At 37.6% G+C, this 12,198-nt stretch carries 12 protein-coding genes; 8 read left to right on the top strand and 4 right to left on the bottom strand.

All coding sequences use genetic code 11. From position 1 onward, the window contains the following. Positions 1-59 precede the first annotated feature (59 nt). The 4 genes from PMAL9190_RS08130 (at position 60) to PMAL9190_RS08115 (ending at position 4,104) form a co-directional block, all read left to right on the top strand. Complete coding sequence (locus PMAL9190_RS08130) at positions 60-665, top strand: hypothetical protein (RefSeq protein ID WP_159458375.1); 606 nt, start codon at positions 60-62, stop codon at positions 663-665. A gap of 254 nt (positions 666-919) precedes the next feature. Then, on the top strand, positions 920-2,734 hold the full coding sequence (gene secD / locus PMAL9190_RS08125; RefSeq protein ID WP_087844701.1) for a protein translocase subunit SecD: 1,815 nt from the start codon (positions 920-922) through the stop codon (positions 2,732-2,734). A 4-nt stretch (positions 2,735-2,738) separates the two neighbouring features. Continuing rightward, the gene (secF, locus tag PMAL9190_RS08120; RefSeq protein WP_087844700.1) at positions 2,739-3,641 is read left to right on the top strand and encodes a protein translocase subunit SecF; all 903 of its coding nucleotides are present in this window, start codon (positions 2,739-2,741) and stop codon (positions 3,639-3,641) included. A gap of 148 nt (positions 3,642-3,789) precedes the next feature. Continuing rightward, positions 3,790-4,104: a hypothetical protein gene (locus PMAL9190_RS08115; protein ID WP_087844699.1), complete on the top strand. Its 315-nt coding sequence runs from the start codon at positions 3,790-3,792 to the stop codon at positions 4,102-4,104. A 208-nt stretch (positions 4,105-4,312) separates the two neighbouring features. Here the strand turns inward: PMAL9190_RS08115 and PMAL9190_RS08110 are convergent, their stop codons facing one another. Next, positions 4,313-4,585 carry a hypothetical protein gene (locus PMAL9190_RS08110; RefSeq protein ID WP_087844698.1) on the bottom strand — a complete coding sequence of 91 codons (273 nt, stop codon included), beginning with the start codon at positions 4,583-4,585 and terminating at the stop codon, positions 4,313-4,315. A gap of 266 nt (positions 4,586-4,851) precedes the next feature. Here PMAL9190_RS08110 and PMAL9190_RS08105 point away from each other — a divergent pair, with 266 nt between their 5' ends. Further along, a complete protein-coding gene (locus tag PMAL9190_RS08105; RefSeq protein WP_087844697.1) occupies positions 4,852-5,454 on the top strand; it encodes a DNA-3-methyladenine glycosylase I in 603 nt (200 codons plus the stop codon). A 75-nt stretch (positions 5,455-5,529) separates the two neighbouring features. Then, positions 5,530-6,459 carry a cation diffusion facilitator family transporter gene (locus PMAL9190_RS08100; RefSeq protein WP_087844696.1) on the top strand — a complete coding sequence of 310 codons (930 nt, stop codon included), beginning with the start codon at positions 5,530-5,532 and terminating at the stop codon, positions 6,457-6,459. 74 nt (positions 6,460-6,533) lie between these two features. Here the strand turns inward: PMAL9190_RS08100 and lplA are convergent, their stop codons facing one another. Next, positions 6,534-7,553, bottom strand: coding sequence for a lipoate--protein ligase (lplA, locus tag PMAL9190_RS08095; RefSeq protein ID WP_087844695.1), 1,020 nt, complete (start codon positions 7,551-7,553; stop codon positions 6,534-6,536). 841 nt (positions 7,554-8,394) lie between these two features. Continuing rightward, positions 8,395-9,084 carry a MaoC family dehydratase gene (locus PMAL9190_RS08090; protein WP_087844694.1) on the bottom strand — a complete coding sequence of 230 codons (690 nt, stop codon included), beginning with the start codon at positions 9,082-9,084 and terminating at the stop codon, positions 8,395-8,397. A 329-nt stretch (positions 9,085-9,413) separates the two neighbouring features. Between PMAL9190_RS08090 and astB the strand changes: the two genes are divergently transcribed. Further along, positions 9,414-10,751 carry an N-succinylarginine dihydrolase gene (gene astB, locus PMAL9190_RS08085; RefSeq protein WP_087844693.1) on the top strand — a complete coding sequence of 446 codons (1,338 nt, stop codon included), beginning with the start codon at positions 9,414-9,416 and terminating at the stop codon, positions 10,749-10,751. 50 nt (positions 10,752-10,801) lie between these two features. Here the strand turns inward: astB and PMAL9190_RS08080 are convergent, their stop codons facing one another. Then, the gene (locus tag PMAL9190_RS08080; protein ID WP_087844692.1) at positions 10,802-11,284 is read right to left on the bottom strand and encodes a YidB family protein; all 483 of its coding nucleotides are present in this window, start codon (positions 11,282-11,284) and stop codon (positions 10,802-10,804) included. A 391-nt stretch (positions 11,285-11,675) separates the two neighbouring features. On the opposite strand from PMAL9190_RS08080, the gene PMAL9190_RS08075 reads away from it, so the two are divergent. Continuing rightward, on the top strand, positions 11,676-12,197 hold the full coding sequence (locus PMAL9190_RS08075; RefSeq protein WP_087844691.1) for a DUF2058 domain-containing protein: 522 nt from the start codon (positions 11,676-11,678) through the stop codon (positions 12,195-12,197). Position 12,198: the final 1 nt, after the last annotated feature.

Genomic DNA, 12,198 nt, shown 5'->3' with positions numbered 1-12,198 from the left:
TTTTAGGATGGGTTTAGATAAGCACCATGCTGTCAGCTGTATTGCGGATTATGTTTATAGTGATATGTTTAGGAGCAAGTTCATTTGCTTCGGCATCGTCACAGCTGAACATTGACCACATTGCACAGACCCATCCTGTATATATTGCACAGACCCATCCTGTATATAGTGATGTTATTGAAGCGCCAATCGTTAACGCTCTGATTACGCCACGCCATTGTGAGTCGTTACAGCAGCATCAGAGCGAGTCAGCGCCGACCCAAAAGCATCCAACAGATCGCTATGTTAGTAATAATGGTTTACCGGTTTCTGTTTATAACACTAAGTTAGTGTGGAATTTCCCCTCGCCAACTAGCATCAAATCGCCACACCATAGTGGTAAACACCATCGTTTAGAAGTGATTGATTTAAACAATATCATTAATACTTCAACTCGATCACTCAATAGTTTCCATCATAATGCTGATGAAATAGCACCAACATTTGAATTGGCGTTTGAATTGCCAGTATTGCCTATACCACTGCTTACTATCGGGTATGCAGAACCCCTCAGCCCGCAAACGGATTGGATATTAACGACAAAATCCACATCATCGCGTATATCCGGCTGGAAAGAATCAAATCAACTCTATTCACATTACGGACATTCGTTCGTTACAGCATAAGATATTACTAGCCTCTATGTCATTTATGGCGTGGTGTGCTTTACTTAGTGATGTCGCTTTCACCAACACATAAAACGTTCTATTAATTTATGTATTAAATCTATCAATAACTATTATTAAGGCTAATTGTTATCGGCTGTGAATATGATAACAACGCGGTGTTTTGTCTTTTAAAGATAAAAACGAATAATAATTATTGATGTGTTATCGGTCGCAACAAGCTGAACTTGTTGCTAGATATATGGCTTAAAATAATGAGAAAAAAGAATAATAAACAGATTCTGAATCATTACTCAGCATGGAAATATGTTGTGCTAATTGTGACGGTCTCGATTATGTTGCTTAGTGCTATTCCAACCTGGTATGGCGAAAATGCGGCAGTACAAATCAGTGCGAAAGGCGGCGCCATGCCAACACCTTTTGAGATTCAACGTGTTCTAAAAGACCATGGCATAGAAGCCAAGACTATTGAACAGCAGCCAACTCGCACAATTGTGGTGGTTAATTCAACCAAAGAACAAACCAACACTAAAGAAGCATTAAACAGCATCGTTCATAATGAAGGCCGTTTAACATTAGCACTAGAACCAGCAGCACCTAAATGGCTATTAGGGCTAGGTTTTGAACCTATTAAGCTTGGTCTTGACTTACGTGGTGGTGTTCAGTTCTTGCTAGATGTTGATATGAAGGAAGTTTATAAGCAGCATGCACAGCAGCTAACTGACGATCTTCGTATTGATTTCCGTAAGCAAGATATTCGTGCGGCACGTTCAGAACTGACTAATAACAATCAAGTTATTGTACGTCTGCCAAGTGAAGACGCGAACAATAAAGTACGTCAATATATCCGTACTCAATACCCACAGTGGCAAGCGAAAGATGGCCAAGGCGATAACTTAGTCTTATCTATGCGTGAAGATGAGCAAACGAATCTGCGTAACTTAACAGTACAGCAGAACTTGCAAACGATGCGTGGTCGTATTGAACAGTTAGGTATTACTGAAGCATCAGTACAGCGTCAAGGTGAAAACCGAATTCGTATTGAGCTTCCAGGTGTTCAAGATCCGGCGGCGGCAAAGAACGTAATTGGTGCGACAGCAAGCCTTGCTTTCTATGCGGTTAAGCAAGAAGGTACAGGTAGCACCATGATCATTGACGACAAAGAAGGTCGTCCGGTACGTGTAAGCCGTAAGCCAGTATTAACTGGTGACCATATTATCGATGCTCGTGCGAGCATGGGTGAAATGGGCACACCTGAAGTTAATATTACCCTAGATAGTGCTGGTGGTAGCATGATGTCTGAGTTCTCACGTCATAACGTGGGTCAACCAATGGCAACGTCTTACAGCGAATATACGCGTAATGCTAAAGGTCAGACTGAGCAAACTAATAAGATCATTAGTGTTGCAACAATTCAAACTCAGTTAGGTAGCCGTTTCCGTATTACTGGTGCTGGTTCACTGGCTGACGCACAACAATTAGCGTTATTACTACGTGCAGGCTCATTAACTGCGCCAGTAACAATTGTTGAAGAGCGTACCATTGGTCCAACATTGGGCGCTGAAAACATTAAGAATGGTTTTGCTGCTTTAGCACTAGGTTTAGGTGTGACATTGCTATTTATGGCATTGTGGTACCGTCGCCTTGGTTGGGTTGCGAACATTGCATTGCTGACTAACATGATCATGCTATTTGGTTTATTGGCATTGATTCCAGGAGCGGTATTAACCTTACCGGGTATTGCTGGTCTGGTATTAACCGTTGGTATGGCTGTTGATACCAACGTGCTTATTTTTGAACGTATTCGCGATATGGTTCGAGAAGGGCGCAGTTTTGCTCAAGCGATTGATCGTGGATTTAGTAGCGCATTTGGTACTATTTTCGATGCTAACTTTACAACGATGATCACCGCAGTAGTACTTTACTCTATTGGTAACGGTCCAATTCAAGGCTTTGCATTGACGTTAGGTCTAGGTCTTCTAACCAGTATGTTTACTGGTATATTTACTTCCCGCGCCATTATTAACTTGGTTTGGGGTCGTGATTCTCGTCGAGATGTAAGGGTTTAACGCAATGAAAAATTGGATTATTACAAACTTAACTAAATTGCGTTATATGACCGGTATTGTGTCAATTGCGCTAATGGTTATCTCGATCAGCTTCATTTGTATTCGTGGTCTAAACTGGGGTCTTGATTTTACTGGCGGTGTTGTTAGTGAAGTTCAGATGAATAGCCAAATCACCAGCAGTGAAATTGAACCGTTGATGGATGCGGGATTTAAGCAAGATGTTGTAGTGATTGCTGCAGATGAGCCTGGGCGCTGGATCCTACGTTATGCAGTGCCAGCGAAAGGCGAGACTTACCCTGCAATAACACAAGTGCTTGATCCACTGCATGCACAAGTACAGGTATTAAACACCAGCATTGTTGGCCCACAAGTGGGTGCTGAAATGGCATCTCAAGGTGGTTTAGCGTTACTTGTTACTATGCTTTGTATTCTCGGTTACCTAAGCTACCGTTTTGAATGGCGCCTTGCTGCAGGTGCATTACTTGCACTAATGCACGATGTGATTCTAGCTGTGGGCTTCTTTGCAATGACGCAAATGGAGTTTAACCTAACGGTACTCGCAGCTATTTTGGCTATCTTAGGTTATTCATTGAATGACTCGATTGTTATTGCTGACCGTATTCGTGAGCTACTGATTGCGAAACCAAAACAGAACATCGAAGCAACCAACAATGAAGCGATCATTGCAACGTTCTCACGTACGATGGTGACATCAGGTACAACGTTGATGACAATCAGTTCATTATGGTTATTAGGCGGTGCATCGCTGCAAGGATTCTCTATTGCGATGTTTATTGGTGTGTTAACCGGTACATGGTCATCGATTTCAGTAGGTACACTACTGCCAGAATTCGTAGGATTGAAGCCTGAGCACTATTTACCAAAACCTGAGTCACAAGATCCTTAATCGGTAGAGATTGAGTAAAAACCGTCAATAGCAATGTTGGCGGTTTTTTTTTGCAGTCAATTCAAGATATACAGTTTTTTTAAATACAGAGCGGTATTTGTTGCTAGACTAAAAAGAAGTTAAATAAAGCATGGTGAAAGGAGATAGCATGCCAAAAGGAATTATATTTATCTGTAGTGCGGCACTGTTAATTGCGGGCTGTACTCATACCAATGAGGGTGATATTCGTTTTCTACCTGATCAGTACGTTAATAAGGTTGAGTATAATAGCCTCTATCACTATGGCTATAACCAAGGTTGTGAATCCGCACTTGCAAAGGTTAATGTTGCCGAACATACCTACAGCCAAGATAGTACATTAATCAATATTTCAACGCGATTTAAGAGTGGATGGCAACAGGGTTATTCGGCTTGTGAATCTGGAATTGAAAAAATGTTATACAAATTATCAAATACTCAATAATTGTTTGACATATGTCTATTATTTATAAAGTTGTTATTGTTTTATAATCTAAGCGCGGTACTATACTAAATAGATAGCATATGTTTTTAATAACTTTTAACTATAAGATATAACAATAGCTTTGTTATGCAAAAAAAACAGATCTGATGATCTGTTTTTAGTTATAGGTAAACTAGCCTAAATAGTTATTGTTTATTTTAGAGTATTTTTATGCGGCAATAGCTGTTACTTTTTGATCTTGAAATGCAATATGTGTGGCAACATTTATTTCAGGTAATAACAAATAGTGCGCGGGTTTATCATTATTAAGCTCGACAATTATTTGCATATGAGATTCAACTATCTTTTTAAGGTATGAATAGCTCTTGGTAACTGCCGTACTATTTAATTGTTTATAGTATCCTTGTTGTGCATACACCCAAATACTATAGCTGCAGTTGTCATTTTCTATTTCTGCGATAAATTCCGCAATATTTTTCATATTTAATCCCTTAATGAATACATCTATGCTATAGGCATTAATTAGTATGCAGCAAACTAACAAAACTAAAACCATATATTTATAGTTGATATAAATAATGTGATATTGATGAGTTTTTTTAAGTAATAATGCTGTATGAAGATTATTTACATTAAAAGTTCTTAAAGTTAAGCTAATATACTCTTAAATAACCTTATTGAATAAATTAATTTATTTTATAAATGTTATTATTCTAAAATATAATACTTTTCGTTAAGGTTGATTTTATGGCTACCAATAATGTTTGTGATTGGGCTACTCACTCAGAGTTAGAGCGTCAATATCATGATAAAGAGTGGGGACAGCCACATAAAGATGATAACTATTTATTTGAATTCTTAACGCTAGAGGGCGCTCAAGCAGGGCTTAATTGGTATACTATTTTAAAAAAGCGTCCTGACTATAGAAATGCTTTTGAAGCTTATAATATCGATAAGCTTGCAGCCTATAGTGACCATGATATTGAATTACGTATAACTGACATTATTGATAATTATGATGTAGTTAGACACCGTGGGAAATTGCGTTCGGTGTTCACTAATGCGCGGGCTGCAAAAGCATTGCAAATACAATATGGCAATTTAGCGATACCTTTGTGGCAGTTTGTTAATAATAAGCCAGTTATTAATCATTGGTCATCAAGCGATGATGTTCCTGTAGCTACTGCGGCATCATTGGCGATGAGTCAATTTCTAAAACATAATGGGTTTAAATTTATTGGTAACATAACCTGTTATGCGTTTATGCAAGCGGTGGGTATGGTCAATGATCATACGATTAATTGTCAATGTTATCATGGTATTACAGATATAACAGACGAGACGTTATAAATGTAAAAAAGATCACATTTATTAGGATAAATTCGTTATCATATTACATTCATTTTTTATGTTTTATGGGGCGTTATGTCAACGACGGCTGTTAAGTTAATTCAGAAAGTCACCTGGGTTGGGTCTATTGCAAACATTGCTTTGGCATTTATAAAAATTACCGTCGGTAAACTTACTGGTAGTCAGGCATTGATAGCCGACGGTGTGCACAGTTTTTCTGATTTGGTCACTGATACAGCAATTTTAATCGGTTCGCGGTATTGGACAGCCCCTGCAGATAAAGAACATCCTTACGGTCATGGTCGTTTTGAGACTTTAACTAATATATTTATTGGTTTTATTCTAGCAATTGTTGGTATTGGTATTGGCTGGGACTCACTGCATTCAATCAGTACTCAGTCACACTCTCAACCAGGTATGCTAGCTTTTATCGCTGCTGTTGTATCTATTGTGGTAAAAGAAGTGCTTTATCGCTGGACAGCAGTTCAGGCTAAAAGTATTAATAGTCGTGCATTATATGCTAATGCTTGGCATCATCGCTCAGATGCATTAAGTTCTTTGCCTGTCGCTATTGCCGTTATTGCGAACTACTTTTTTCCTTCTTTTCATTATTTAGATCAAATTGCCGCATTAATTGTTACAGCAATGATTTTAAAAGCATCGTTTGAAATACTATGGCCTGCAATTTTAGAATTAACTGAAGCCAAAGCGGATTCTGATATCGAAAAACAAATTCAAGCATATGCAGCTGAAGATAAAGATATTAAAGAAGTGCATGCTATAAGAAGTCGCCGTACAGGTAGTACTATTTTATTAGATTTTCATTTATTGGTCGATCCTGAAATGAGTGTTGAGCGTGCGCATAATATCACTGAAAATTTCAAATCCCATTTATTAAATGAATTAAGTGAAGTTGTCGATATTATTATTCATATTGAACCATATAATTGCCAAGAGCGAATAAATAATCCGTGCTGCGATGATTGTGATAATAACAAGGCATAACTCATGACGTTAAATGAATAACAAGACCGATAAATAATACAGTCTTGTTATTATTTTAGATTATTAGAACGACATTAATTAATCGTATTTTGTAGCCAATGACTGATATCGATTAAAACATCATTATAATGTGGGTATTCAATGGCTAAATTATCGATAGCTGTACTGATTGCCGCACTATTATAAGGTAGGTTAACTAATCGTTGCTCTAATAATTCTAATGGCGCAGGATCTAAACTATCAGTAAATAGTTTTACTTCTGTAATGTTACCTTTATTTACATCAAGGTGTAGCTCTATTCCTCCCCAAATGAAACGCTCATCTAGGCTGTGTGTAAACTGAGGTGTATTGCCAAAATTCCAATCCCAACGACTAAATTTTGCAAAGGTTTCATTAAAGCCAGCTAATTCAGGTAACGCTTGTGGAGAAATATGTTCAGCGTCAACATACTCACCATAATAATGACAAAATGCCTCAATAATGGCATTGCAGACCATATTATGATCAATATTATTTACTATTTGGTTGAGATTGGTTACGCGTGAGCGTACTGAAGTGATCCCTTTAGCGGCTAATTTCTTTTTATCTGGATTAAGGTAATTCGCAAGCTGAGTTAAATCAGCACTCAATAATAAAGTGCCGTGATGAAAACCACGATCCATTGTTTCGCGGTAGGCTGAACCTGAAAACTTACGTTCACCTTCAGTATCCTCTACAACCAAATCATTACGGCCTGTTGCTTTACCCTCAATGCCTAGTTTTTTAAGTGCGGTGAGTACAATATCAGTTGAAATGGTTTTATTATATTCGGGTTTACCAGCCATAAAGGTAAAGTTGGTATTACCGAGATCATGAAATACTGCACCACCGCCACTTTGACGACGCGCAAGCGTAATACCATCTTGTTCCATTTTAAGTGTATTACACTCTTTCCATGGATTCTGAGCGCGTCCAATCACAACAGTATTATCATTACGCCATAAGAATAATACACGCTGTTGAGTTGACATTGTACGGAAAATTGCATCTTCAACGGCAAGGTTGAACCATGGATTAGTAGAGTCTGAAATCAGCACTTTAATTTTTGAAGACATCACGCATACCTGACTAAATGTGGATGCGATGAATTTACCTTGTCATTGGGTAGAGGTAAAGCAGTCAATATAGAGCGGGAGGATTGTTAGCGAGCAATAAATGAAAAAAACCAAATCACATCCTATAAACTGGAACAAATGTGATTTGGTAACATGTTTTCAATTATGACTTGTCTAGAGAATCTTGATGTTTTCTAGATCATAATATAAGAATAGCATCACATTTTTAAGATGAAAATAACGATAATTGCAAGTTAAGGTTACTATTTGTTGTTGGCTAATAACAATAATGTAGTTAAGAGGTGATTTTTTGTTAAAATTGAAGTTGATAAGGTACGCTGAAAAAGATATTGGAATAGAGCTAAGAATGGGAGGAGATGACGCGAATAATATTCTAAAGTGCTTTAATCAGTAAGAGCATGGATTGCTTACCATGCTACCTCTAATCTGTGTATGCACTAATTATGCTATTTCTAGATTATTTACTGATTGTTGGTTGTTTGTTCTGTTGGTGTCGGCTGACTCACTTGGTTAAAAACATCATAAGTGATGAAATAACCAATTAATAAAATGAGAGGAATGAATTTTATCCACTTGTTCATAATGATACCTAGCTAAAAAAATATTCGGCTACGATACCAGTCTTCTTCATTGGGTAAATGACTATTAATGAAAAGTTAGGTTTACACTATTACGTTATCAAGATACAGAAACATATAAGCAGAATAACACTATGAATCAAATGCTATTTTTTACATCCTAATTGTTAGGATAGTAATAAATAGACAAAAAGCCGACGAATCGACTTTTTTGAATGGGGAAAGCGAGGGGAACAAAGACGTTAGAAATAAAGGCGCATTACTGATTCTGCAACACACGCTGGGCGACGACAGCCTTCGATCTCAACCGTAATTTCTTGTACGATTTCTAAACCACGTTTAATCGGCGTTACTGATTGAATTTTTGTTCTAGCACGAATATTGGCACCACTTTTAACTGGATAAGGGAATCGAACCTGGTTAAGGCCATAATTGACAGTCATTTTTGCAGATGGAAACTTTGGACTAGCAGGATCAACACTGTCAGTTAACACAGAAAGCAGTGACAACGTTAAAAAACCATGGGCAATGGTTGTTTTAAAAGGAGATTCTGTAGCAGCTTTTTGCGGATCTGTATGGATCCACTGATGATCATCAGTAACATTGGCAAAATTATTAATGCGTAATTGATCAACAGTTAACCATTCACCAACATGAATCTCTTCACCTAATGATGCTGTAAGCTCATTCATAACTTTGGTTGCTTCTGGGTGCATTTCAATAGCTGCAGGCTCAGAAACCGCTTCACCATTAGATATCGATACGAGGTTATGATCTTTAACCCAAGTTGCAAAATGACTGCTGTTGGCTTTATTAAGGAATTCAATCCAATAATCACGGATTGATGGTGATAGCCAGTCTTTAAACTCAAACGGGTGATGTGATAACACTTCACGTTTACGTTTGATAAAATCGACGACTTTTACTTTCATAGAGCATAACCTTAGTTTGAAATGCCACGCTTGGGTTTGGGGCTGGGCATTGTAGCTATTATTTACAGTAGTACAACTGGTATTTTTTATAAAAAATACTTATAAGACTCATCGGATGAGTTAATTTTAAAGGATGTTGATGCCTTTACGCAATAATTAAATGGCGTTTTTTAACTATTTTTTATAAAAGATTGAAGTGAATAGGAATAAATAGGCTAAATATTACTTATAGGTATCATAAACCATCAGTTCTTAACCCGTGCTGAAATGCGATAAATAGTTGCCATCTATACTATAAAGAAATAGAGCTCATATCATGGAGGAAAGCAATGATTGCATATGAAGCTAATTTTGATGGGTTGGTTGGGCCGACCCATAATTATAGTGGTTTATCTGCGGGTAATATTGCATCGTTAACACATAGCCACCATGCGTCTAATCCTAAAAATGCGGCTTTACAAGGTCTTAATAAAATGAAGGCATTGGCTAATCTCGGATTATTACAGGGTGTTATTGCCCCTCAAATTAGGCCTGATATAAAAATGTTACGCCGGCTTGGCTTTAGCGGTAGTGATCGGCGTGTGTTACAGCAAGCAGCACAGCAAGCACCAAAACTATTAACCAGTTGCTGTTCGGCATCAAGTATGTGGGCGGCGAATGCTGCAACAGTATCACCCTCAGCAGATACGAGTGATAAACGTATCCATTTTACTCCTGCTAATTTAGTCAGTCATTTCCATCGTTCTATTGAATATCAAACAACCTCTCGTATTTTGGCCGCGATGTTTAATGATGATAACCATTTTTGTCATCATCCACCGTTACCTGCATCTGAACACTTAGGAGATGAGGGGGCAGCGAACCACTTGCGTTTTTGTGTTCAACACGGTGAACCAGGTGTCGAAATGTTCGTGTTTGGACGTTATGGCTTTGATCGCCACCAATTAGCCCCTCGACGTTATCCCGCGCGGCAAACTTATGAAGCTAGTGCTGCTATTGCACGTTTGCATCAATTAGCACCACAACAGCTCGTGATGGCACAGCAAAATCCAACAGTCATTGATCTTGGCGTGTTTCATAATGATGTTATTGCTGTCGGCAATCAACAAATGCTGTTTTGTCATCAAGAGGCATTTTTAGAACAAGCGAATGTTTATCAACAATTGCACCATAAGATGGGAGACGGTTTTTCTATTATAGAAGTGCCAAATGATGTGGTAAGTGTGAATGACGCTGTCAGCAGCTATTTATTTAATTCGCAATTAGTGACGTTACCTAACGGTGATGTGAGTTTAATTCTACCCCAAGAGTGTCAACATAATGCGTGTATATGGGAGTATATACAGCAGTTATTGCAAGCGCAGGTTGGTATTAATCGGGTTGATTTATTTGATTTAAGTCAGAGTATGCAAAATGGTGGCGGGCCTGCATGTTTACGGCTCAAAGTTGTGATGAATGATAAAGAGCAACAAGCTGTCAATCCTGCTGTGTTCTTAACCGAGACGTTATTTAAACGCTTAACGGAGTGGATTGATTTACACTATCGGGATCGATTAGTGGAAGCTGATTTAGCCGATCCATCATTATTAGTGGAATCACATACTGCATTAGATGAGCTAACGTATATTTTAAAGTTAGGATCAGTGTATGATTTTCAACGGGTATAATCCGCATAGCCGATACAAAATAATGGCTGCGGATTATAACAGTAACTGCGCTATTTTTTACCAAAAATGGTTGACGCTAAATTTTTCAGATTATTGATATCCATTAGGTCATCAATACTGTGGATTTCACCAACGGGTTGAATCAGAAGATTATGATCAATTTCTCCACCAGGGCTGGCTTGATCTATCATTGTCGGTAATGCATCTTGTAAGCCTAAAATAACATCTTGCTCAGGCATGTTGAGCTCAGAGCCAAAGGCTGCAAGTTTTTCGACACTGAAGATCGTAGTAATATTTGTTGCTGAAATATACATATTGACGTCATTACTAAGCCAAGAATGCGCAATATTAGATAATTCAGCTTGATTAAGTGCTTTAATAACGCTCTGCAGATCTACATTCTGACCCTGAGCGTTTCCGTCTAATAAGTGACAGAGTGCCACAAAAATACTTTTTTCATCAACAGCGTGAGTATTTGCACGTGATTGATTAAAAAAATGTGCCCCAAGGCGAACTATTTCGACCATATCCATGATTATGATTCCTTGCTCGATAAGTTATTTATGCGGTTACTAAAAATCTGGATGCTAATGTTATGCATAATACTCAATAAGCTCATGTTATATTCCCTGCTGAGTTTATTTCCAATGATTATTAATGGTTGTATTAATAATCATAATATAAAAAGTAGATTGAATTATCAGCATTTTCTGACATTTTAATGCTAAAAATGCATGTTGTATTTATTGGGGGAATTATTGTTTGTAAAGGTTAGGGGTTATTTACTTGAGGTGTTGATTGTAATAATCATGATATCTATGTGCAGCAATACTTGACCTGTTTTAGAGCAAACAGAGATAATAGTCTTCATTAATCTATGAATGTAATTATTACTCATCGCCATGAGTAATTGATGGAGTTTCAATGGCAAAGCTAACCCTACAAGAGCAAATGCTAAAAGCGGGTCTTATTGATAAGAAAAAGCTTAAAAAAGCCGGTAAGACAAACAAAAAATCACGCACTCAAGCTAAAGAAGCAAAAGCTGCTGTTGAGGAAAATCGAATTTCTCAGTTAGAGAAAGATAAAGCACTCAATCGTCAACGAGATGAAGATGCACAACAAAAAGCATTTCTAGCACAGGTAAAACAACTGATTGAGATGAACCGCTTGGATCGCAGTAGCGGTGATATTGGTTATAACTTTACTGATGGTACAACGGTTAAGAAAATTTATGTTGATAAGCTAATGCAAGCACAACTTGTTAATGGTCGTCTTGCTATTGCACGTTATCTTGATGGTTACGAAATTATTCCAGCAGCTGTCGCTGATAAAATTGCATTACGTGATCAAGAATCAATTGTGCTTAATAACGTCGTTGATGAAAGTATCAGTGATGAAGATGATCCATATGCAGATTTTGTTATTCCTGATGATTTAATGTGGTAAA

Source organism: Photobacterium malacitanum (assembly GCF_900185615.1).
Classification (GTDB): Bacteria; Pseudomonadota; Gammaproteobacteria; order Enterobacterales; family Vibrionaceae; genus Photobacterium; species Photobacterium malacitanum.
Note: the sequence above shows the minus strand (reverse complement) of the source record. Positions and strands in the feature narration are given on the sequence as shown.

What these genes read in the sequence shown, in the direction of transcription:
- secD (WP_087844701.1), top strand. Translation starts at nt 920, where the DNA reads ATGAGAAAAAAGAATAATAAACAGATTCTGAATCATTACTCAGCATGG.
- secF (WP_087844700.1), top strand. Translation starts at nt 2,739, where the DNA reads ATGAAAAATTGGATTATTACAAACTTAACTAAATTGCGTTATATGACC.
- PMAL9190_RS08115 (WP_087844699.1), top strand. Translation starts at nt 3,790, where the DNA reads ATGCCAAAAGGAATTATATTTATCTGTAGTGCGGCACTGTTAATTGCG.
- PMAL9190_RS08110 (WP_087844698.1), bottom strand. Translation starts at nt 4,585, where the DNA reads ATGAAAAATATTGCGGAATTTATCGCAGAAATAGAAAATGACAACTGC.
- PMAL9190_RS08105 (WP_087844697.1), top strand. Translation starts at nt 4,852, where the DNA reads ATGGCTACCAATAATGTTTGTGATTGGGCTACTCACTCAGAGTTAGAG.
- PMAL9190_RS08100 (WP_087844696.1), top strand. Translation starts at nt 5,530, where the DNA reads ATGTCAACGACGGCTGTTAAGTTAATTCAGAAAGTCACCTGGGTTGGG.
- lplA (WP_087844695.1), bottom strand. Translation starts at nt 7,553, where the DNA reads ATGTCTTCAAAAATTAAAGTGCTGATTTCAGACTCTACTAATCCATGG.
- PMAL9190_RS08090 (WP_087844694.1), bottom strand. Translation starts at nt 9,084, where the DNA reads ATGAAAGTAAAAGTCGTCGATTTTATCAAACGTAAACGTGAAGTGTTA.
- astB (WP_087844693.1), top strand. Translation starts at nt 9,414, where the DNA reads ATGATTGCATATGAAGCTAATTTTGATGGGTTGGTTGGGCCGACCCAT.
- PMAL9190_RS08080 (WP_087844692.1), bottom strand. Translation starts at nt 11,284, where the DNA reads ATGGATATGGTCGAAATAGTTCGCCTTGGGGCACATTTTTTTAATCAA.
- PMAL9190_RS08075 (WP_087844691.1), top strand. Translation starts at nt 11,676, where the DNA reads ATGGCAAAGCTAACCCTACAAGAGCAAATGCTAAAAGCGGGTCTTATT.